The sequence below is a fragment of the Fibrobacter sp. UBA4309 genome (assembly GCF_002395745.1).
Classification (GTDB): Bacteria; Fibrobacterota; Fibrobacteria; order Fibrobacterales; family Fibrobacteraceae; genus Fibrobacter.
Map to the genome: position 1 here is coordinate 1 of NZ_DGUN01000037.1, position 19925 is coordinate 19925.

At 53.4% G+C, this 19925-nt stretch carries 24 protein-coding genes; 9 read left to right on the forward strand and 15 right to left on the reverse strand.

Going from position 1 to position 19925, the window contains the following annotated elements; genetic code table 11:
- Positions 1–421 precede the first annotated feature (421 nt).
- The 6 genes from B3M32_RS04050 to B3M32_RS04075 all read left to right on the forward strand — a co-directional run bounded on the left by B3M32_RS04050 (position 422) and on the right by B3M32_RS04075 (position 4348).
- Positions 422–811: a hypothetical protein gene (locus B3M32_RS04050; RefSeq protein WP_173347028.1), complete on the forward strand. Its 390-nt coding sequence runs from the start codon at positions 422–424 to the stop codon at positions 809–811.
- An 18-nt stretch (positions 812–829) separates the two neighbouring features.
- Positions 830–1810 (forward strand): nuclease-related domain-containing protein, encoded by a 981-nt coding sequence (locus B3M32_RS04055; protein ID WP_290743742.1) that lies wholly within the window; start codon positions 830–832, stop codon positions 1808–1810.
- 187 nt (positions 1811–1997) lie between these two features.
- Entirely contained in the window at positions 1998–2300 is a 303-nt protein-coding gene (locus B3M32_RS04060; RefSeq protein WP_290743744.1) for a type II toxin-antitoxin system RelB/DinJ family antitoxin, read from the forward strand.
- The gene (locus tag B3M32_RS04065; protein ID WP_173567576.1) at positions 2297–2599 is read left to right on the forward strand and encodes a type II toxin-antitoxin system RelE/ParE family toxin; all 303 of its coding nucleotides are present in this window, start codon (positions 2297–2299) and stop codon (positions 2597–2599) included. The genes B3M32_RS04060 and B3M32_RS04065 overlap by 4 nt, the downstream gene beginning before the upstream one ends.
- A 65-nt stretch (positions 2600–2664) precedes the next feature.
- Complete coding sequence (locus B3M32_RS04070; protein ID WP_290743745.1) at positions 2665–2901, forward strand: DUF2442 domain-containing protein; 237 nt, start codon at positions 2665–2667, stop codon at positions 2899–2901.
- Positions 2902–3001: 100 nt separating this feature from the next.
- Positions 3002–4348: an ATP-binding protein gene (locus B3M32_RS04075; RefSeq protein ID WP_290743746.1), complete on the forward strand. Its 1347-nt coding sequence runs from the start codon at positions 3002–3004 to the stop codon at positions 4346–4348.
- Here B3M32_RS04075 and B3M32_RS04080 read toward each other — a convergent pair.
- Complete coding sequence (locus tag B3M32_RS04080) at positions 4345–4782, reverse strand: dUTP diphosphatase (protein WP_290743748.1); 438 nt, start codon at positions 4780–4782, stop codon at positions 4345–4347. The two genes, B3M32_RS04075 and B3M32_RS04080, sit on opposite strands and share 4 nt — an antisense overlap.
- A gap of 95 nt (positions 4783–4877) precedes the next feature.
- On the opposite strand from B3M32_RS04080, the gene B3M32_RS04085 reads away from it, so the two are divergent.
- Complete coding sequence (locus B3M32_RS04085) at positions 4878–5324, forward strand: zinc ribbon domain-containing protein (RefSeq protein ID WP_290743749.1); 447 nt, start codon at positions 4878–4880, stop codon at positions 5322–5324.
- A 5-nt stretch (positions 5325–5329) separates the two neighbouring features.
- On the opposite strand, the gene B3M32_RS04090 is transcribed toward B3M32_RS04085, so the two are convergent.
- From B3M32_RS04090 to B3M32_RS04140, 11 genes are read right to left on the reverse strand one after another with little or no spacing between them, the layout of a single operon-like run.
- Positions 5330–5668, reverse strand: a complete 339-nt coding sequence (locus B3M32_RS04090) for a hypothetical protein (RefSeq protein ID WP_290743750.1) — start codon at positions 5666–5668, stop codon at positions 5330–5332.
- A 24-nt stretch (positions 5669–5692) separates the two neighbouring features.
- Positions 5693–6484, reverse strand: coding sequence for an RNA methyltransferase (locus B3M32_RS04095; RefSeq protein WP_290743751.1), 792 nt, complete (start codon positions 6482–6484; stop codon positions 5693–5695).
- Positions 6485–6522: 38 nt separating this feature from the next.
- Positions 6523–7416, reverse strand: a complete 894-nt coding sequence (locus B3M32_RS04100) for a sugar phosphate nucleotidyltransferase (RefSeq protein ID WP_290743752.1) — start codon at positions 7414–7416, stop codon at positions 6523–6525.
- Positions 7417–7425: 9 nt separating this feature from the next.
- Positions 7426–7863 carry a 3-hydroxyacyl-ACP dehydratase FabZ gene (gene fabZ / locus B3M32_RS04105; protein WP_290743754.1) on the reverse strand — a complete coding sequence of 146 codons (438 nt, stop codon included), beginning with the start codon at positions 7861–7863 and terminating at the stop codon, positions 7426–7428.
- Positions 7850–8746 (reverse strand): UDP-3-O-acyl-N-acetylglucosamine deacetylase, encoded by an 897-nt coding sequence (locus B3M32_RS04110; RefSeq protein ID WP_290743755.1) that lies wholly within the window; start codon positions 8744–8746, stop codon positions 7850–7852. The genes fabZ and B3M32_RS04110 overlap by 14 nt, the downstream gene beginning before the upstream one ends.
- Before the next feature lies 1 nt (position 8747).
- Positions 8748–9755 (reverse strand): UDP-3-O-(3-hydroxymyristoyl)glucosamine N-acyltransferase, encoded by a 1008-nt coding sequence (locus B3M32_RS04115; RefSeq protein ID WP_290743756.1) that lies wholly within the window; start codon positions 9753–9755, stop codon positions 8748–8750.
- Positions 9755–10717: a diacylglycerol/lipid kinase family protein gene (locus B3M32_RS04120; RefSeq protein WP_290743757.1), complete on the reverse strand. Its 963-nt coding sequence runs from the start codon at positions 10715–10717 to the stop codon at positions 9755–9757. Before B3M32_RS04120 ends, B3M32_RS04115 begins: the two co-directional genes overlap by 1 nt.
- Entirely contained in the window at positions 10710–11225 is a 516-nt protein-coding gene (locus tag B3M32_RS04125) for a gamma carbonic anhydrase family protein (protein ID WP_290743758.1), read from the reverse strand. The genes B3M32_RS04120 and B3M32_RS04125 overlap by 8 nt, the downstream gene beginning before the upstream one ends.
- A gap of 2 nt (positions 11226–11227) precedes the next feature.
- Positions 11228–11746 (reverse strand): hypothetical protein, encoded by a 519-nt coding sequence (locus B3M32_RS04130; protein ID WP_290743760.1) that lies wholly within the window; start codon positions 11744–11746, stop codon positions 11228–11230.
- Positions 11747–11754: 8 nt separating this feature from the next.
- Positions 11755–12201, reverse strand: a complete 447-nt coding sequence (locus B3M32_RS04135; RefSeq protein WP_290743761.1) for a SufE family protein — start codon at positions 12199–12201, stop codon at positions 11755–11757.
- A 17-nt stretch (positions 12202–12218) separates the two neighbouring features.
- Positions 12219–13415: an NAD(P)/FAD-dependent oxidoreductase gene (locus B3M32_RS04140; RefSeq protein ID WP_290743762.1), complete on the reverse strand. Its 1197-nt coding sequence runs from the start codon at positions 13413–13415 to the stop codon at positions 12219–12221.
- Positions 13416–13546: 131 nt separating this feature from the next.
- Here B3M32_RS04140 and B3M32_RS04145 point away from each other — a divergent pair, with 131 nt between their 5' ends.
- Positions 13547–14971, forward strand: coding sequence for a pentapeptide repeat-containing protein (locus tag B3M32_RS04145; protein WP_290743763.1), 1425 nt, complete (start codon positions 13547–13549; stop codon positions 14969–14971).
- A 70-nt stretch (positions 14972–15041) separates the two neighbouring features.
- On the opposite strand, the gene radA is transcribed toward B3M32_RS04145, so the two are convergent.
- The 3 genes from radA to B3M32_RS04160 form a co-directional block, all read right to left on the reverse strand.
- Positions 15042–16439 carry a DNA repair protein RadA gene (radA, locus tag B3M32_RS04150; protein ID WP_290743764.1) on the reverse strand — a complete coding sequence of 466 codons (1398 nt, stop codon included), beginning with the start codon at positions 16437–16439 and terminating at the stop codon, positions 15042–15044.
- 89 nt (positions 16440–16528) lie between these two features.
- Positions 16529–18586: a fibro-slime domain-containing protein gene (locus B3M32_RS04155; protein ID WP_290743765.1), complete on the reverse strand. Its 2058-nt coding sequence runs from the start codon at positions 18584–18586 to the stop codon at positions 16529–16531.
- Positions 18587–18652: 66 nt separating this feature from the next.
- Positions 18653–19471: a hypothetical protein gene (locus B3M32_RS04160; protein WP_290743766.1), complete on the reverse strand. Its 819-nt coding sequence runs from the start codon at positions 19469–19471 to the stop codon at positions 18653–18655.
- Positions 19472–19536: 65 nt separating this feature from the next.
- Here B3M32_RS04160 and B3M32_RS04165 point away from each other — a divergent pair.
- A partial coding sequence (locus B3M32_RS04165) for a GDP-mannose 4,6-dehydratase (RefSeq protein ID WP_290743768.1) occupies positions 19537–19925 on the forward strand: 389 nt, incomplete at its 3' end.

Sequence of the window (19925 nt, forward strand, 5' to 3'; positions counted from 1 at the left end):
TGTCCAACTTTTTGGGGTCAGTTCACGCCTAAGGGGTTCCACCCCCTAAAACCCCCGAATGCACTTTTTCAAGGGAGTTTTGAAAAAGTGGACGTTTTCAGGTGAAAATCGCCATTCGTGCTTGTGCGAATTCTCTTGCTGGGCTTGACCCGACATCTCCCTTTTCATTCCTAATTATGTATATTTTTCATTGACATAGCCCTGAACCGCAAGGCGAAGGGCGACGAGTTTAACGTAGAGTTAGCTCTTATTCTCGTCTTGGAAAACGACCAAAATTTCCTCACAAGAGAATAAGGCGAACGCTCACGTCCAGAAATGGGCGTGGGTCGTTTGTACTTATCTTGTGAAAGGTTTCTTGGTCGTTACCTCAAGACGGTAAGTGCATTCGACACCACGCTTTTTGTGTTTGTGGTTCGGGAGTATGGATAATAAGGACCTCTACGTATGGATGAATATTAGAGGATTTAATATGAAAAATGTTAATGAACCGGAAGTTCTTGACATACCAAAAGAGAATTTAGACAAATCGGCTAACGCTCAATGGAAAAAGACCTTGGCAATCGTTTTTACAATCGCGACAGCCTTATATGATTTTTTGCCTATTGACTTGATGCCCATGCTTCCCTTTGATAATCTTGGGCTCACCAGTGCGGCATTGTTGAACCTAGTCCAACAATTTACGGCAAATCAGGATTCCAAGCTGGTTCAAGTCCTGAAGTTTGCTAAATGGACTTTTGTCGTATTGGTCATTATTGCGGTTCTGCTTTTTGGTGGACTTGTCGCCTTGTTGATGAATCTATTGGCAAAATAAAAATTGTAGGAGTTTTATATGTCTATATTAGATGCTTTGCTTTATAAATCATTCGGCCCTGTCTTTATTAAGGAAAATAGTGATGCCGAATCCTTTATTGAAAAAATGAAGGCCCTGTCATCAAAAGCCTCTGGTAAAGTAAAAGATAAAATCGAACAGCAAATTAGTGCTGCTGAATCGGGATTGTACGGCGAAAAGCAGATTGCCTATGAACTAAAAAACAGCGGCATGGATATGTTAATTATGCATGATCTATACCTGGAAAAGAATGGGCTGTCTGCGCAGATTGATTTTTTAGTAATGACGCGAAAGCATACGTTTATCATAGAATGCAAAAATCTTTATGGCAATATTGAAATCGACGATAAGGGTAATTTTATTCGTCATATTGGTCATGGAAAATTTTATCACAAAGAGGGTTTTGTATCTCCTGTTTCGCAAAACGAGAGACACTTGAACGTCATCAAGGAAATTCGCAAAGAATACAAGACCAATTTCTATACGCAGGGCGTTTTTGAAAAGTTTTTTCCACAAATTTACCGTTCCATCGTGGTGCTTGCCAATCCCAAGACCATCTTAAACGACAAAAATGCGCCTGATAGCATTCGTAAAATTGTCATTCGAGCGGATCAACTTGTCTCGTATATCAAGAGGATTGAGGAAGAAGATGATCTGTATAAATCTTCCGAAAAAGAAATGCACGAACTCCTGGATTCCTTCATCAAATGTAGTAAGCCCTGCAAATCTGATTATGCAAAAAAATACGAAGAACTCCTGAATGGTTGCAAAGCAGATGACAACGTGAAACAGGAAGAAACTGTTTCTGAAGCCGGTTCGTCTTCTGTAGATGAAAAGGTCGCTGAAACAACTGCAGAAAAGATTTGTCCTAAATGCGGAAAGCCTCTAATTTTACGGACTGCAAAAAAAGGCGACAAGGCGGGAAATCAATTTTACGGATGCAGCGGTTTCCCCAAATGCAGATACATAGAGAATGTCTAGATTTCTGCGGGGGTGGCGTTTCACCCTTTCGGCAAGAGCCTTCTAAATTTACAATTCTAGCAAGTCTAGTCGCGGCATTGTTGACAATGGTACTTTCGAAAATGTCATAATACGCTCCCTAGGCGAGAGTGTTAAAAATTTTCAAAATGTATTGCATTTGTGCGCACAAAAATGTATATTAAGTGACATGAATAAGACTGCAAATTTATACGCTCGCATAGAGCCCGATGTTAAAGAACAAGCCGAAAACGTCCTGGAAACCCTCGGCATATCCGTTTCCAGCGCCATCAACATGTTCTATAAACAGATTATTCTGCAACAGGGTATTCCCTTTGACGTGAAAATACCCAAGGCTCCCGAAAACTCCGCCAAATGGTCTAAAGAGCGCCTCGATGCGGAACTCGAGAAAGGCTACAATGACATGCTGAAAGGTCGCACCCGCCCAGCCGCGAGGGTCCTTTCCGATGTCAAGAAAAAATACAAGGTATGAATTTCGAAGTCCATTTTTCTTCCGCAGCACAGGATGATATCGATCAAATCTTTGACTATATCAGCGTAGCACTTTGTTCGCCTATCGCGGCAAAGAATCTAATGGGAAAAATTCAGGAATCGGTGAATACATTGTCCGATTTTCCAGAAGCTTTTGCCTTATGTCAAGATGAACCCTGGATTTTACGTGAAGTTCGATCGATGTCAGTGGACAATTACCGACTGTTTTACCATGTCGACCATGACAAGCGAATCGTCGTTATATTGCGCGTCTTTTATTGCAGACAGGAAACAAAATAGCCTTCAACACTACATATATTTCAAACACCGGAGAATACAAAAAAATCGATCCACTGGTCTAGACTATGCTTCACGTGATTGACGCAAAATACATTGGCGATTACAAGATATCCGTCGAATTCAATGACGGATGCCGTTTTGTCGCTGATTTCGAAAGTGTCATCAAGTCGGACCACCGACCCATCGTGCAGCAACTAGCAGACATCAATACCTTTAAAGATTTCACGCTGCAAGCGCACACGATTACATGGTCGAACGGCGTCGATTTCGCCCCCGAATTCATCAAGAGCCTTAATTTTTGACAAAAATAACAAAAATTATATTGTGTTTTTGACAAAAAGTTTTATATTTATATTGTATTATTGACAAAATGGCAAAAACAGGCCAAAAACGAGGTTTTTGATGGACTTGAAGCGCAAGAGCGAGAAACTCATTCGTGAATGGCTCAAAAATAGCCAAAAGAAGGCCTTGCTTGTCAAAGGGGCCCGCCAGGTGGGGAAAACCCACGCCATCAGGCGCGTGCTGACCGCTGAAAATGCTGATTTTTTTGAGATAAACCTCATAGAGACCCCTGCCGCGGTAGATGTTCTTGCCGCTGCACAAACTGTCGATGATCTTGTCCTGGGCTTTTCGGCCCTGAGCACGCAGAAACTGGAAAAAGGCAAGACAATCATTTTCATTGACGAAGTCCAGAAATACAAGGAGATGATTACCAAAATCAAGTTCTTTGTAGAAGATGGTAGTTTCCGATATGTCTTGAGCGGGTCGCTCCTTGGAGTGGAACTGACGAATCTCGATTCTGCGCCTGTGGGCTACATGACCACGGTAGAAATGTTCCCGCTGGATTTTGAGGAATTCCTGCAAATCACGAACATCGATGACAACATCATTTCTAGTTTGCGCTCGTCCTTCGAAAAACGGACGCCAGTCATGGACGCGGTGAACCAGAAAATGCTGGACCTGTTCACGCGCTACCTTATCGTGGGCGGCATGCCGGAGGCCGTGAGCAACTTTGCGGACAACAGCAACCTGAACGACGTCATGCGTATCCATCGCGACATTATGAGCCAGTACAAACTCGACTTTACGCAATACGAAACGGAAGACAAGCGCCTGTTGCTGACAAACGCTTACGAACTGATTCCTGCGGAACTTCTAAAACAGAACCGTCGATACATCGTGACGGACCTGAAAAAAGGGCTCCATTTTGAACGTGTACAAAGCACGTTCCTTTGGTTGAAAAACGCTGGCGTTGCACTATCTGTTTTCAACAGCACCGAGCCAAGGATTCCGCTCAAGTTGAACGAGAAAAGTAGTTTGTTTAAGCTTTACCTTGCGGATGTCGGCATGCTCACTTCGGAATACGGAATGAACACGAAGTCCATGCTGCTGACAAAAAATCAGAACCTGAATGCCGGCGGAATCTACGAAAACGCCGTTGCGCAGGAACTCTATTCAAAAGGGTTTCGGCTTTACTACTACAATTCAAACCGTCTGGGCGAGCTTGATTTTGTTATCGAATACAATAACCGCGCATTGCCTATCGAAGTGAAGAGCGGCAAGGATTACACCATCCATTCCGCCATGAACAACTGTCTTGCGAATTCCGAATACCAAATGCAGGAAGGCTTCGTCTTTGCAAACTGCAACGTTTCCCGAAAGGGGAAGGTGACATATCTGCCCATCTACATGGTCATGTTCTTGCAGCAAGATTCAGAACAGATTGTTCTAGACAAGATTGAATTTTAACAAATTCCCGTGCTGCCAAACCCGCCGCGGTCGGCGCCGTCAAGCGGGCCTTCCTCGAAGGTAAGCGTGGGTTGCTGCTCCATGATGCGGAACTGCGCGATGCGGCTCCCCTTCTCGATGGTCACGTCGCGGGTGGCGAAAACGGGCATTTTCCACCAGTCATTCGCTCCGCAGTAGCTCGAATCCACCACGCCCACGGAATTCGCCTGCAGAATGCCGAAATTCTTGAACGTGGAACTGCGCGGGGCGATATGCGCCTCGTAGCCTTCGGGAAGTTTCATCGCCACCCCCAGGTGAATCAGGCGGAACTCCCCCGCCTTAAGCGTCACGGTCTCCGCCGCGGCAAGGTCAATCCAGTCGGACTTACCGCCAATGTAGGTGAGTTTCGGGATGGAATCATCGAGATATTGGATTTTGATTGTCTTTGTCGCCATGGTGCAAATATATAATTTACAAATAGCAACAGCCTGTTTCTTGATTTACTAGGGGTTCAAAAGTATATTTAGCCCGTACTAAAAAAGGAGTTTAAATGCAGACCTACGAAATTCTCAAGAACATCCGCGAAAAGAACAACCTCACGCAAGACCAGATGGCCGAACGCATCGGCGTGACGCGCCAGGCCGTAAGCCGCTGGGAAACCGGCGAGACACAGCCGAACACCGAAATGCTCAAGGTGCTCTCGAAGGAATTCAATGTTTCCATCAATACGCTACTCGGCGCTCCACGTCAGCTCTTTTGCCAGTGTTGCGGTATGCCGCTCGGCGACGATGCCATGATCAGTCGCGAAATCGACGGCAACTTCAACGAGGATTACTGCAAGTGGTGCTATGCCGACGGCAAGTTCGCCTACACCGACAAGAATACGCTGCTGGACTTTTTGCTTTCGCACATGCCTAATCCGGAAAATACGCCAGATGCGGAAAGGCGCAAGTTCTTCGATTCGCACCTCTCGCAATTAAAGCATTGGGCAGGCTAAACACCTCAAATAACAGCGTCAATTTTTTCGTTCCAGTGGTCCGTGGTTTCACGGGCCACTTCGTTTCCACAATCGTAGATGCACAGGAAGCATACTTCGTTCACGACTTCGTAATCGGAGCCGCCATTGAACACGTTCGCGTTGCCGTATTCTTCGCGATCCTTCCAAACGTAGACTTTGCAGGAATTCTGTGCAGAGGCCGCCTTGCAGTAGGTGGCAAGAGATTCTTCGGAGATGTCCGCGGCTGTCGCAACACCGACCGACGCAAGGATTTCGGCCTGCGTTATGACGCGCGTGCCGCCTTTGGCCAAGATTCGACCGGCGATGTTGAATTCGACTTCCACAGTTTAATCGTTTATTGCGGGTTGTTACTGTCCGCGAGCCTCTTCCGTCTTTTCGGCAGCTTCCTTAGCGGCCTTTTCCGCCTTCTCGGCGGCGTGCTCAAGGCGCGCAGGCTTGCCGGCAAGGTTACGCAACAGCCCGAAGAGAGCCGAAAGTTCGTTGCGCGTGGGGTGCAGGCGCTGCACGAGTGTATTGAGGAAGTTGTCACGCCACGCCTGGTCATGGTACTGGCCCGTCAGGTAGCGGTCCAGGAACTTCTTGAACCCGTCAATCTGCTGGATAGTCGCGGGAGCCGTCTCGCAGGCCCCCTTTGTCCCGCGCTTCGCACGGCCTTCCCCGTTCGCAAGCGCACCGCTGCGGCAGAGTTCGTACAGGCCAATAGAAACTGCCTGTCCCAGGTTCAGGCTCATGAGTCCCGGTACCGGGATTTCGCACTGGTACGTACAGGCGTTCACCTCTTCGAGCGCAAGCCCGCAGGATTCTCGCCCGAACACGAGCGCAATCGTCCCGTCTTCGGGAAGCAATTCCGACAGGTTCTGCACCATCGTATGCTTGATGGAACTCGCGAAAATGCGACGGCTGTACGCGACCGCGCAGGAGCAGTCGCCGATGGCGTCTTCAAACCTATGGACCACATGGGCGTTATCCAGAATATCGTGGCTGTTTGCCGCCGTGTGGTAGGAATTCTCGATGACCTTGTCGCGCTTCGGGTAGACAATATACAGTTCCGGCAGCGCATAGCAGTGCATGGCACGCGCTACGAAGCCCACGTTATGGGGATGTTCCGGTTCAACAAGTACGACTCTGAATTTACGCATAGGATAGTAGGAAGTAGACAGTAGACAGTGGTTAGTGGTTAGTAAACAGGGGTTGGAGGGACGTTCCACTTGAAACCCTTGCCGCGGATTTCGTTTACGATTGTTTCGCCGGGTTGAATTTCGGCTCCCTTATAAATCACGGAATGCTTGAGGGTCACACCGGCAGGAATTTTGGCGCCGGGTTCGACGACGGCTTCGTTCACGTCGCGGCCTAGTTCCTTGAGGCGAGCCTCCACCGCAGCCATGAGACCTTCGGGCGAGCCCATGTCAATCCAAGTCGCATGCAGCTGCGTCATGTCCACGAACGGCGCGCGACCAGCCGCCAATTCCTGCTTCCAGAATTCGCGGATATCGAATTCGCCTTCACGGATTCGCGAAAGAGCCTCGTCGCTATACCACGAAACGCCGGAGAACGTCGCGGGAGCGCCTTCCGTAGCACCGAAACGACCGGCAATGCCTGCGAGACGACCGTCCACACCGACGCGGAACGTGTTCACCTGCGGGAAGTCTACGGCAAGGAGCGAAACCTGCGGGCCATTTTCCAAAGATGCCCGGGCCACGGCGCTTTCCACAAACTTCTTCAAGTCAAAATCGCAATAGGCGTCGCCATTCATAATCAAGAGACCGCCACGATAGCCTGCCGCATAGATACGGTGCAGCGGCCCCGCCGTTCCGAGAATCTCGGGCAGTTCCACCCATACCTTCTCGAATCCGAGAGTCTCGCCCGCCGCGACCACCTGTTCTGCCAGGTAATGCGCGTTCGCATGCAGTCGCACGTTGCCAATCGCACGCGCCTTGCGGGCCTGCAAGTCGAGAATCGAAGCGTCCACCACGGGCACGAGCGGCTTGGGCACATCGTTTGTGAGAGGGCGGAGCCTTGTCCCGAGCCCCGCCGCCAGAATCAGCACGTTCAGCTTCGAAGAGTTTTCCATTACAACAAGCTACACCATCGCGGCGCTGAAGCTCGCGTTGCAGATCAGCGTTTCGCCCTGCCAAATTTCGCCAGTGTACTTGTAGATGCCGTGGCGGGCCATCACGAGCGTCGCCTTGAGCGTCAAGTCCTGCGGAGGAATCACCGGAGCGCGGAAACGGCAGTTTTCGACACCCATGAAAGCCGGGCGCTTGCCTTCGACATCGGCCTTCTTGGCAATCATCGTGAGGAGCGTCGCGGCCTGGGCCATGGACTCGATCTGGATGACGCCCGGAAGCACCGGATTGCCCGGGAAATGGCCGTCAAAGAACTTTTCCTTGCCCGTCACGTGCCACACGGCCACGATAGAGGGCTGTTCGCCTTCATTGAGTTCGAGGATTTCGTCCACGAAGGCAAACGGGGCCTTCTGCGGCAGGAGGTTGTGAACAAATTCGCTATCGTATTGCATAGTTTATCACCTTTTCTAGGATTTGACGGTGGGCCGCGTGGCCTCCATTCAGGATTTCCACACGAATCTTGGGCAGGGCGGGCCTCACAAACGCAAGGTCCCCCAGCAAATCTAAAATCTTATGGAGCGCAGGTTCTTCGCGGACGCGGTACTTTTGCGACAAAGACGGCTCCCCCGCCCCGATCAACAGGCCGCAGCTTCCGTCTACGCCGGCAAGCAGGCCGTTCTGGCGGGCCACTTCGTAGTCCCGTTCCGAAATAAACGTCCTCGCCTCGAAAATGTTGTACAAATCTTCGGCGGAATAAATCGAGACATCGGCCTCCGAACGGAAGGCGCCCATATCCGGGCGGTCCAGGATGTAGGAGACCTCGAACGTATCGCTAGGGGCAATGCGCACACAGCCGTAAACGGTTCCATCGCCCGAACGACACAGTTCCCAGGATGCGTTCACGGGAGCATCGTAGAACGCCAATTCACCCGGAACGCCCGCCACACTGCGGAGGGCGTTGAAGAACAGGATGGCGCTGCCGTCCATCATGGGGATTTCGGCACGGGACGCCCCCTCGGGGCAATCGACATCGACGTTGAAACTGACTCCCGGCCACATCAGGAACACGGGAGAGAGATGTTCCGTACAGGCAAGGGAACGCCCCGCAGCGGATGCGCTTTCCTCGCCCATCGTATAAATCGACGTTCTCTCGACAGAATAGTCCAATTCCGTAAAGCACTTGGCCGCATCCGTAGAATAGAACGCATGGCCACCAACGCTCCACTGCACGCGCGGTTCATAACGCGGGTTCAGCTCGGCCACTTCCACGCGCACGCAAGCGTTTTCGTAAGAAAGCGAGCGGGAACGGAAATCTTTTACCTTACGCGAAACCATATCAACTTTCGCCGAGCCGTTTCAGCTTCACCATGGCCTTGCGCCATACATTGATTTCAATCGCGGGGAAACCGGAAACCATCCTGCCGGCAGGAATGCTCTTGGTCACGCCGGCCTTGGCCGCGATGCGGCAGCCCTTGCCAAGAGTTAAATGGCCAGCGACCTGCGCACCGCCAGCAAGTTCCACATCGTCTTCGACAACCACGGTACCGGCAAGCCCTGACTGGGACGCCATGAAGATATTGTTCCCGAGGACGCAGTTGTGCCCAATCTGGACAAAGGAATCGAAATGGCAGTCGTTGCCGATTGCAGTCGGCGAAACAAAGCCCGCCGCCACGACGGTATTCGCGCCGAAGCTGCAACGCTCGCCGATGCGAACGCCCGCCAGGTGCGGCACCATGCGGCGCTTGCCCGCATATTCATAAAAGCCGAATCCGCGGGAACCGACGACGACTCCCGCCTGGAAAATGCACCCTTCGCCGATTTCCACGTTCGGATACACAGTGACGTTCGCCTCCAGCACGCAGCCCGCGCCGACCTTCGCCCCGCGCATCACGACGCATCCGGGACCAATCACGCAGTTTTCGCCGACAAGGCCCTCCACCACCGCGCCCGCGTGGACCTTGGCCGACGCCGCACATCCCGAAACCGCATCGGAAGAATCCGAAGCGAATCGATTCAGGAATTTCACCATCGCATGGTACGGGTTCTCGACAATGGCGAGGCAACGGACTCCGGGGAGTTTGTCTGCGAGAGAAGCACATTCCGGCGGGGCAAAGAGCAACCCGGCACGGACGCTTTCCAAGACAGAAGAGGCATAGCCGTTCGCATGGGTATCACTCGACGCGGTTCCGCCCAGCCAGAACGTAACATCGGCAGAACCCGCGCGGTCCACCGCGGCAAAACCCGTCAGCGTTACATCCGTCGCGAATTTCACAAAAGATTTTTCATCGGCCAAGCCCGTTTCGACAAGCCACTTCCGCACATCCGAAACTTGAACAGGACGCATCAATCCTCCAAGGCCAGCATCTGGACCTGGCAGGCATATTCAATCGTAATCTCCGTCCCTACCTTGCCGCTCAAGTCTTCTCCATCGAGCTGCAAGAATTCGTCGCCGGCCATGACTAGCTTGAGGGAACGCACCTTCCTGGACTTCAGGAAATACTTCTTGTAAATACCGCCAATCACGGGAATGTTTCCGATGGCAATCGCCATCAGGAACCTCGACATGTCGGGCACGTCGACGACTTCCAAGAGCCCGTCGGCCATGTTCGACTTGTAGAACGGATTCGCGCCGCTCGCAAAGCTCGGGATGTTGCCGACAATCACCGTACGGTGGCCCGAAACATCAATTGACTCGCAGACGCCGTCGCAGTCACAGAAGCCGAGCGTCCCGCACTTGAGCACGTAATTCCTGTCGGCAAAGAAACGACGCACGTAATGCATCTTGTTAGCGACAACGGATGAACTCGCGATAACGCCGTTAGCGCGGTCCTGGTTAAAGTCGTGCGCGATGCGGGCGTCGATTCCACCAGAAAAATAGTTGGCCATGGCGAACTTGCCGTTCACCTTCCAAATGTCGAACGGCCTGGCCTTCGCACGCAGGAGCCTGCGCACCAAGAAAAGCAATCCACGGTCCACGAAGGGCTTGTAGAGGTGAAGCACCCGCGCAAGGTCGTTGCCCGTCCCGAGCGGGATAAGCCCGATTTTCACATGGCCCGCATAATCTCCCGAAAGCATCGCCGAAAGCACCGCCGAGACCGTACCGTCGCCACCGACGGCAATAAGCGTCTCGGTCGAAGCGAGCGCCCCGCGAATCTGTTCCGGCATATCCGCCGCGCGGGTAAATTCGGCCTTCCATTCGGAATCGGCGAAATCCATCGACTTCATGATTTCGGGCAGGAACTGGAAAATCACCTTGCCCTGACCGCCGCCGCTGATGGGATTGATGAGGAAGACGAACTTATACATGCTTCAGCAGTTCGTCCTTCGCCACGATGTAATGTTCGACACCCTCGTGCGCCTTGCGGATTTCGTCTTCGGTGAGTTCGCGGACCACACGCGCCGGCGCCCCCACGATTAATGTCCCTTCCGGAAATTCCTTGTCCTGCGTCACGATAGCGCCGGCAGCGACGATGCAGTTCTTCTTGATATGCGCGCCGTCCATCACGATGGAGCCCATGCCGATGAGGACGTTGTCGTCTATCGTGCAGGCATGCAGGATTGCATTGTGGCCTACCGTCACCTCGTTACCGACAACGACGCCCTCGTCCATGGAGAGGTGCACCGAAACGTTGTCCTGGATATTCGTCCTCTCGCCAATGACGATGCTCGAAAGGTCGGCGCGCAAGACGGCGTTGTAGAATACCGACGAATCGTTACCGATGGTAACGTCCCCAATCAGGCACGCCCCCTCGGCGAGGAAAACCCTCTCGCCAACAACCGGACGCTTGCCCTTGTATTCTACGAGCGTACCCATATCTACTTCTTCAGGCCGGCAATCGCCTTCCATTCGTCCTGTTCGTCCTGGCGCAGGAGCACAAAGCCCTTGTTCTCGGCGACGATTTCGGTCGCCTTTGCCGTATCGCCATCGGCCAGGGCGTCCTTCGCATCATCGAGAAGGTCCTTCATGGCGGTGCGCTTGTCGCTGATTGCACCCAGGCGGTTCTGGCGGAGCACTTCCATGCTGTCGCTCACGAACCCGAGATCCCACGTACTGTCGTAACAGGCCTCGGCGGCAGGAAGACCGGTAACATCGGCTTCGGCGGCGACATAGAGGGCGTCGCAGCGGGCAAACGTTTCGGCACTGGCCACCTTGGAATGCTTGTAATACTGGTAACCGCCAAAAATCAAGGCGATAACTACCAGCAGGAACACGCCATCCTGCCAGCCCATTACCGGAGCGGTCGGAAGCTTGGGCTTCCCGTTTACCGTTTCGCCGGCTTCGAGTTTTTCTTCGGCCACATCAAAAGGGCTCTTTCCATTCAAGAAACTGAACATAGTCTTCCTTATTTTTTTGAAAAAGCGTCAAAGACGCGTGCGTACAAATAAATCTGCTTGACCAGGCTGGCAAAACCGTTGGAGCGCGTCGGCGAAAGCCCCACGTTCAAACCGATTTGCTGGAAGAACGCCGGATCCACGCCGAGGATATCCGCCGGAGCCATATCGTTGTAGACCTTCAGCGCCAAAGCTCCGAGGCCACGGCTGATGAGCGGGTTCGTCGTACCGCCTTCCACGTCCATCTCGAAATGGATCTTGCCGTCGGCAAACCGCGGTACGAGATACATCGTAGAGGCACAGCCCTGGATAATGAACTTTTCCGCCTTGAGGCTAGCGTCCATCCCGGGATGGGCCTTGGCCAGGTCCAAAAGAAATTTCCACTTGTCGTCCGGATCGGTAAAACCGGCAAACTTCTGGCGGATTTCTTCCAAACGTTCCTGAATCACTTCCGACATTCTATACCCCGGCAAAATCAATGCAAGAACGAGCGCATTTTCCAAATAAGAGAAGGACAGGCCCACAGTACGCTGAAGAAGATGCGGAACAGGGTCTGCTTTTCGCGCGGCAACGTCGACAGGTACCGCGCGGCACGGTCGAACTGCTTGTCGCTAATGCTGTTGAAGACGTTCTTCGCTCGGGATAGCTGCCTGTGGGACTTGCCCAGGGCATCCATCCAGCGGGTCAAGGCCATCGCCTCGATCTTTTCGCGGTCCGCCTCGGATTCCGCCTTGAACCATTCCGAAACGCATGCGGCGACAATCTTTCCGCACAAGAGGCTTTCGACAATACCCGACCTGCTAATCGGGTTCACGACACTGGCCGCATCGCCCGCCTTGAACAGGCCGCACTTGGCCAGGGGACGGTCGGACTGCCCGCAGGCGATCATTCCGCCATAAATAGCCTTCACTGTCGCTTCCGGGTAATGCTTCGCTATGAAATCCTGCAACTTCTGGCGCAGGGACGTGCCAAGCTTGACATCCTTGCCCAAGACAAAACCGATATTCACTTCCACACCGTCACGCGGGAAAATCCAGCCGTATCCGTTCGGGAACTCGCTCCCGAAAAAGAGCTCTATATGCTCGCGGCTATGTTCGATGCCCTCGGCGACGGCAAAAACGGCGGGTTCCAAATCCGTATCGCCGCTCTCGATACCCTTGAGGCATTCGATATCGCGAGTAAGCCTGCAGCCCGGGCCGCTGGCGTCAATGACCGTCTTCGCAAACAGGGTTTCTTCGTTTCCGCCGAAGGTAACGTCGATATTCCAGCCGTCCTCGACACGGGTCAGCTTCTTCACCAGCACGTCAAAATGGGTTTCCACGCCCGCGCTCGTGCAGCCGTCGGCCAGCGCATGGTGGAACCCGGCCCTGTTCAACAGGCATCCGCAGTCCTCGCTGTAGAATTCCGCCCTATAGCGGCTCGGAGACGTGAAATAGATGCCCGAAATGCTTCCGCGGACCCAGCTCGGGTCGACAGGCCAAAGCTTGCCCAGACGGCTCGTAGAGACAGCCTCGGCACAAAAGATGGGTTCCTTCCAGGGTTCCTTCTTGTCCAAAAGAAGCACCCGCCTGGCACCGGAGGTCAACTTTCCGAGGGTACAGGCGGCCATAAGACCGGCAGGTCCGGCCCCACATATTACGGTGTCGTACACTTTTGAATGGAAAAAACTCATTTCAAAGTCAAAATTAGCATTTATTTGTGAAGTTTTTTTGTTTTTGTTAACAGTTTTTCATTTTTTTTAGTTATTTTAGGGCTATCCGTTACTATGAATTTTCCATAAAGGGAATGTTATATATGAAAATGATGAAAGCTTCGAAAATTGGTCTTTGCCTCCTGAGTGCGCTTGCCATCAGTAGCTTTGCGCAGGACAACTGGAACGGCAAGAACCTGAACGTATCCTTCCGCGACAAGCGTATCGACGGTTTTGATTTCCGCGATTCCAAGGCGGTCAAGAATGTAACCGACTTCCAGCGTGCAGCCGGTGAAGGCCCGAGATTCGACGGAGCCAACCTCAACGAAGTTTCTTTCCAGAACGCGGTGATTAGCGGCGCAAGCTTCAAGAACGCCAACCTCACCAAGGCGACCATCAGCGGCGCCGACATCCGTTCCTCCTCCTTCAAGGGCGCCAACATGGAAGGGGCTAACCTCTACCGTGCAACGCTCCTCGATAGCGAGTTCCCGCAGACCAACATGAAGAACGCCCGTCTCGACGCCATGAAGGTGTCCGACAACGCCGACTTCAGCAAGTCGGACCTCACCCAGGCTTCTGTCATGGACGTCGACCTTACCGGTGCCGACTTCAGCAAGGCCAACCTCACGAACGCGAATTTCTCCCGTTCCCTGATGGCTAACTCCAACCTCAAGAAGGCGACGCTCGTCAAGACGGACTTTACCGCCTGTAACCTGATTGCCGCAAACTTCAAGGGCACGGACCTCATCAACGTGAACTTCGCCAAGGCCGGTCTTTCCCAGGCCGAATTCGGCGGTGCCGAATTCCAGAACGTGAACCTGCAGGAAGCAGACCTTTCCCTGACGACTTTCAATGACGTCGACCTTTCCAAGACCCAGCTCCAGAAGGCCAAGTTCGCCCAGTCCCTCGTGAAGAACATGGATTTCAAGGGCCAGGACCTCACCGGCGTTATCTTCGACAAGGGCACGGTTTCCAAGAACGAATTCGAAAGGGCCAAGCTCGCCAAGACCTCTTACTTCGACGCCGCTGTCGAAAAGAACGTCTTCAAGGAAGCAGACCTCATGAAGGCTGTGTTTGACGGTGCCTACGTGTTCAAGGACATCTTCGACAAGGCTGACCTCACCAAGGCCAACTTCGCGAACTCCACCATCGAACGTTCCGACTTCAACCTCGCCCAGCTGTCCGGTGCAAGCTTCGCCGGTGCCAAGCTCGTCAAGGTCAGCTTCCTCAACGCCAACATGCAGGGCATCAAGATCGACGCCGATACCAAGATGGAAGACGTGGACTTCTCCGGTGCCGACCTGAGCAACGCCAAGATCGAAAAGTTCACCGCCAAGAAGGTCATCTACGACAACAAGACGACGTTCCCCAGCGGTTTCGATCCGCGTCAGTATGGCTTCACCAAGCGCGGTGAAAAGGCTGCCGACATCAAGGTCGAAGGCAAGAAGAAGAGACCTGCCGCCGACGACGGTGACGAAGACCAGCCGAAGAAGAAAAAGAAGAAAAAGCGCCGTTCTTCCGATGACGACGACGAATAATCTTCCCTGACTAACGGATTTGGAAAGGCGCCCCATGCGGGCGCCTTTTCTTTTTCAGTTCAACGCAAAGTCACTTCTTGTCCATAAGCCAGGATATCGCTTCGGAAAGACTGCGGACCCGGACAATCCTGATGCCCGGAACGCCTTCCGGAAGATTCCCGCCCGCAGGGACAAGAGCCTCGTCCATGCCGAGCCGGCGGGCTTCCTTGAGGCGCTGTTCCAGAAGGCTCACGCTCCGGACCTCGCCAGAAAGACCCAGTTCGCCTATGGCCACAGCCTGACGGCGCAGCGGAATCCCGAGAAGGTTGCTCGCGACCGCCACCGCCAGAGCCAAGTCCGAAGAACCGTCGTTCACCTTCATGCCGCCCGCGATATTGACGAACACGTCGGACATGCCCACCGTGACGCCGCCAAACTTCTCTAGCAGCGCGAGGATGATGGTGAGGCGCTTGGGGTCGATGCCCACGGCCACGCGCTGCGGCACGGCGTAACCCGTTTGGCTCACGAGCGCCTGGCACTCGAAAAGCATGGCACGGGAACCTTCCATCGTACAGCAGACAACGCTGCCGGGAGCGGGAGGCGCATCTTCTTGCAAGAATACCTTGCTTGGGTTTTCCACCGACTCGAGGCCGTGGCCCGTCATCTCGAAAACACCGATCTCGTCGGTGGCGCCAAAGCGGTTCTTGATGGTGCGCAACAGGCGGTACTGGTGGTTGCGGTCGCCCTCGAAGTACACGACCGTATCGACCATGTGCTCCAGGATGCGCGGTCCCGCAATCTGGCCGTCCTTGGTAACGTGCCCGATGAGGATGGTGATGCAGCCGGAGTTTTTGGCAAAGACCATCAGGTCGAGCGTACATTCGCGTAACTGGCTCGCGCTGCCGGGAGTGCCGGGCAAATCGGGCTTGTACATCGTTTGGATGGAGTCGATGACCAGCACCTGCGGCTTGGTCTCTTCGGCCTGACGGATGACCTTCTCGAGACTCGTTTCGCAGAGCAGGAGCATGTCGGAGCCAGAAACGTTAAGGCGTTCGCTGCGCAGCTTCACCTGGCAGGCGCTCTCCTCGCCCGACACGTACAGGCACTTGACCCCGGCGGCGGTCATGGTGGCGAGCGTCGAAAGCACCAGCGTGGACTTGCCGATTCCCGGATCGCCACCAATGAGCACCAGGGAACCTGGTGCGAGCCCGCCCCCCAGCACACGGTCAAATTCAGCATTGGCGGAGCTCAGCCGCCGGGTATCCTCGGTAGCGACATCTTTCAACAAAACCACCTGGTGGACAGGACCGCCCAGACCGCGCCCGCTTCGGCCGACCGTTTCGGGCAGGTGCTCGACCGCATGTTCCTTGAGGGTGTTCCACGCTCCGCAGAAAGGGCACTTGCCCACCCATTTCGGGGTGGTATTGCCGCAATCCGTGCACAAGTATTCAATTTCTTTTTTCGCTTTAGATTTATTTAGTGCCACCATGTGCACTAATATAACAAAATGCGCATGACACAAAATGTCATACGCACATAAATGCACAAAAAAGCACTATAACAATTGGCCCTATCGAACTACCGGACATTCACCCGGCGAGCGTCAGCACCGACCCTCACGACGTACGAACCCGAACGCAAGTTCGGCACGAGAGTCTCGGTTCCAGCGACAACGCCCTGACGTACGATGCGTCCCTGCAAGTCCATGACCGCATACTTTTTCGCAGACGCACCAGCAGCAACGATGGTCAGCGTCGAACGGGAGCTGTTGCGGACTGTAAAGCCCGGAGCGATTTCGGCAACACGTGCGGCCGGCTTCCTGATGGCATCCAGAGAATCCGGCTGACGCGACCCGACCAGGTTCAGGTTCGTCAGAATATGCAAGTTGCTCATTGTCGTACGGCGATCGCAGAGGAACATGTCGAAATCGTAAACGTTACCCGTCTCAAGCTTGCCCGAAGCACCGGTAAACCCGTCCAGGTTCACGTAACCGGGAGCCGGCATGTGGAGACCGCCCAAGTCAATCGCCAGCTTGTTGTCGACATACACCCAAATGTCATCGTCACCGCGAACGGCAAGGAACGCTCCCGGCCGGTAAGTGAACATCGAATGCGCTTCCAGGCAGAAATGCTGATTGCCCTCGCTCTTGACGCGTTCGTCCCACGAAAGGACATCGTAGACATTGGGCATATCCCCATCGGCAAACTCACCCGACGATACCGGATACAAGTCAATATACGGAAGCCCGGTCTTGGGTTCTGTCAGGGACCAGTCGTAAACATCGCCAAGCGCCTGCTGCGCCTTATCGGAAATGAAATTTTTCGCGGCATCGTTGCTGCCACCCATGCCGTAACGCACTGCACCATATTCTTCCCTCAGGGTAGCGGCTGTTGCGCACGTTCCCGTGCACTTTTCGTTCTTGACGGAATCGGCAAGGTCGTTCAAGGGAGTGAACGCCTGCGAAGGATTCGTGCTCCAATAGCTGTCGTATTGCCACAGGCCGTTTTGGTTCATGTAAAAATACACCCCGCGCGAACCGAGCTCGTGGACCACGTTCACATCCGGAGTCGCCTTGAACATCGCGTTGAATGCTTCCGCACTCACGAAGCAGCCGCTTGCAGCATTGTAGGTCGGCTTCTTCGTCTGCGGGTCAAGCAGATCGGCAACGATTCCCGGAGTCACGCCAATGCAGGGGACTGTATTCTTCGCACCCTCGCCAGGATAGTTGTACTTGGCATTCGCAGAATAGCACGCGTTGGAAGCCTGGTTCGGGTAATCATCGCAGGTAAACGCACCATGCAGGCTTGCATCGGTATCGTAGAACGTCATCTGCAAGAAGTAGGAACAATTGCCACTGGCATCATTGTCAGATGTCGCAAACAATTCGCCACCTGCCGGGGAAATATCAGGGTCGGCAAAGAAAAATAGCGTGTCCATTTCATAGACCTCGAATACCATATCCAAGGGAATCGGTTCGAGGGCGGCTCCCAACCCATCTATTCCGATGGCTTCCTTCAGGGATTCATCGCCTTTCTTGAAAATGATGAAGTTACCCGGCACGTTTCCATAGACCCACGACGTATAGAACCAACCGCACCTGTCTTCGGCAGGCTTGAGCGGCTTGCCACTCGCATACTTTCCGTCGCCCGACCACATGGGCGGGGTCACCCACCATTCTTCCTTATCGGGAGGCAAGAAATAGAGATACTTGATTTTCGGTTTTTCCGAGGCAACAAGGGTCTTGCCCGGCTTTTCCGGATCTTCAAGAACGTACACGCTGTTACCGGCCCCCGGACACTTGATATCCGTTTTCCCCCTGAGGTAACGGAAATCATCATTCACAGAGTTATTCCATTCCGCCTGAACGATATACTTCATCGGCATATACAGACGATTCGTCAAGGCAAAGGTCGAATCCTTTGCACCGCTTTCCACCTGGGCCAGGTCAACCTTAAAATAACCCGTCGCGGCATCGTAGCGAGGACGTGCCTCGGCCGACGAGGATTCCGTCATGACATAGAACCCTTCCAACCAGTCATTCGGAAGCTTCAAATAGAGCGTACCTTCACACGTTGCGAAAGCACTTTGCAGGCCCGAAACAGCCAACACAGTCAACAGGATTTTGGACAACTTCATATAAATTCCTCCAAACAAACAACATTAACATTATCAAGAATAGAAAAAAAAACTTTGCCAAGTCAATTACGGGAATTCCGAGCGTATAAAAAGCTCGACACGATGCCCCGTCTCGAAGCCGAAAAGGTATCCACGATTCATTTCGTAACCCATCCCTATCGCAAACGGGAAGGGGAACCAGCCGAAATACCGGGCGACATCGCCGCGCATCCTGAATCCGCGGTACATATCGTCCATCTTGCGGTAGGGTTTGCGCATATTCATGTTTTCGCTTTCCCCGATACGCCAACGATACAGGTAAGCGTACGAGACTCGCCACCCGGTATGCGCACTGCGGTTCCAGAAGACATCCCACACGAAAGAAGCCTTGACTCCCACTTCGTCGCCAGGCTGGAAATTGTCGTCTTCGACAAACGTATAATACTGGCCACTGAGGCCGAGCAGCATCGAACCGCTGAACCGGTAAAGAAACATCGGTTCTACGCCAAGCCTATTGAACCGATTGACGCGGCTCCCCTCGCCCGGCCGGTCACGCCAATCAAGCGCAATACCAAAGAAATCGACCGGGAAATACTTGGCGCCCACATAGGATTCGTTGAGTCCGTTCACCTGGAGGTTCACGTACTCGTGCAACTGGTCGTGCCACATCGTTTCCCACTGGTAGCTTACGAACCGGTACGACATGTTCGTATAGAAGCTAAAGCAGCTGCAGGGAGCGACTTCCACCGACCAGCCGAGATCCGCGCTATAGACGTCATCGCGCAATTCGCCAATACCGCCAAGCTCTATTGCAGTACGGGGAGGCAACACGGGACGCAGGGGTTCCGTCGCAAAGACAGACGCAAAAAGCGCAAATAGAACGAGTATGGAGCGGCGCTTTACCACGGAAACAAAGATAGAATTATATATTTAGCGCAAAACTGGATTCACGAGCCAATCAAGGATTTGCCATGAAGAACATTGTCATCACCGGCGGTGCAGGCTTTATCGGAAGCCACGTCGTGCGCCTTTTCGTAAACAAGTATCCCGAGTACAAGATTATCAACCTGGACAAGCTCACCTACGCCGGGAACCTTGCGAACCTCAAGGACATCGAAGGCAAGCCGAACTACAAGTTCGTGAAGATGGACATCTGCGACTTCGACGCGTTCTACAAGCTCATGCAGGACGAACAGATCGACGGCATCATCCATCTCGCAGCCGAAAGCCACGTGGACCGTTCCATCAAGGACCCGTTCACGTTCGCGAAGACGAACGTGATGGGCACGCTTAGCCTGTTGCAGGCCGCGAAGCTCTACTGGGAATCCTTGCCCGAGAAGTACGAGGGCAAGCGCTTCTA

Bases quoted from the DNA above. Each gene is read 5' to 3' on its own strand.
- B3M32_RS04050 (WP_173347028.1), top strand. From the start codon at position 422: ATGGATAATAAGGACCTCTACGTATGGATGAATATTAGAGGATTTAAT.
- B3M32_RS04055 (WP_290743742.1), top strand. From the start codon at position 830: ATGTCTATATTAGATGCTTTGCTTTATAAATCATTCGGCCCTGTCTTT.
- B3M32_RS04060 (WP_290743744.1), top strand. From the start codon at position 1,998: ATGAATAAGACTGCAAATTTATACGCTCGCATAGAGCCCGATGTTAAA.
- B3M32_RS04065 (WP_173567576.1), top strand. From the start codon at position 2,297: ATGAATTTCGAAGTCCATTTTTCTTCCGCAGCACAGGATGATATCGAT.
- B3M32_RS04070 (WP_290743745.1), top strand. From the start codon at position 2,665: ATGCTTCACGTGATTGACGCAAAATACATTGGCGATTACAAGATATCC.
- B3M32_RS04075 (WP_290743746.1), top strand. From the start codon at position 3,002: ATGGACTTGAAGCGCAAGAGCGAGAAACTCATTCGTGAATGGCTCAAA.
- B3M32_RS04080 (WP_290743748.1), bottom strand. From the start codon at position 4,782: ATGGCGACAAAGACAATCAAAATCCAATATCTCGATGATTCCATCCCG.
- B3M32_RS04085 (WP_290743749.1), top strand. From the start codon at position 4,878: ATGCAGACCTACGAAATTCTCAAGAACATCCGCGAAAAGAACAACCTC.
- B3M32_RS04095 (WP_290743751.1), bottom strand. From the start codon at position 6,484: ATGCGTAAATTCAGAGTCGTACTTGTTGAACCGGAACATCCCCATAAC.
- B3M32_RS04100 (WP_290743752.1), bottom strand. From the start codon at position 7,416: ATGGAAAACTCTTCGAAGCTGAACGTGCTGATTCTGGCGGCGGGGCTC.
- fabZ (WP_290743754.1), bottom strand. From the start codon at position 7,863: ATGCAATACGATAGCGAATTTGTTCACAACCTCCTGCCGCAGAAGGCC.
- B3M32_RS04110 (WP_290743755.1), bottom strand. From the start codon at position 8,746: ATGGTTTCGCGTAAGGTAAAAGATTTCCGTTCCCGCTCGCTTTCTTAC.
- B3M32_RS04115 (WP_290743756.1), bottom strand. From the start codon at position 9,755: ATGCGTCCTGTTCAAGTTTCGGATGTGCGGAAGTGGCTTGTCGAAACG.
- B3M32_RS04120 (WP_290743757.1), bottom strand. From the start codon at position 10,717: ATGTATAAGTTCGTCTTCCTCATCAATCCCATCAGCGGCGGCGGTCAG.
- B3M32_RS04125 (WP_290743758.1), bottom strand. From the start codon at position 11,225: ATGGGTACGCTCGTAGAATACAAGGGCAAGCGTCCGGTTGTTGGCGAG.
- B3M32_RS04130 (WP_290743760.1), bottom strand. From the start codon at position 11,746: ATGTTCAGTTTCTTGAATGGAAAGAGCCCTTTTGATGTGGCCGAAGAA.
- B3M32_RS04135 (WP_290743761.1), bottom strand. From the start codon at position 12,201: ATGTCGGAAGTGATTCAGGAACGTTTGGAAGAAATCCGCCAGAAGTTT.
- B3M32_RS04140 (WP_290743762.1), bottom strand. From the start codon at position 13,415: ATGAGTTTTTTCCATTCAAAAGTGTACGACACCGTAATATGTGGGGCC.
- B3M32_RS04145 (WP_290743763.1), top strand. From the start codon at position 13,547: ATGAAAGCTTCGAAAATTGGTCTTTGCCTCCTGAGTGCGCTTGCCATC.
- radA (WP_290743764.1), bottom strand. From the start codon at position 16,439: ATGGTGGCACTAAATAAATCTAAAGCGAAAAAAGAAATTGAATACTTG.
- B3M32_RS04155 (WP_290743765.1), bottom strand. From the start codon at position 18,586: ATGAAGTTGTCCAAAATCCTGTTGACTGTGTTGGCTGTTTCGGGCCTG.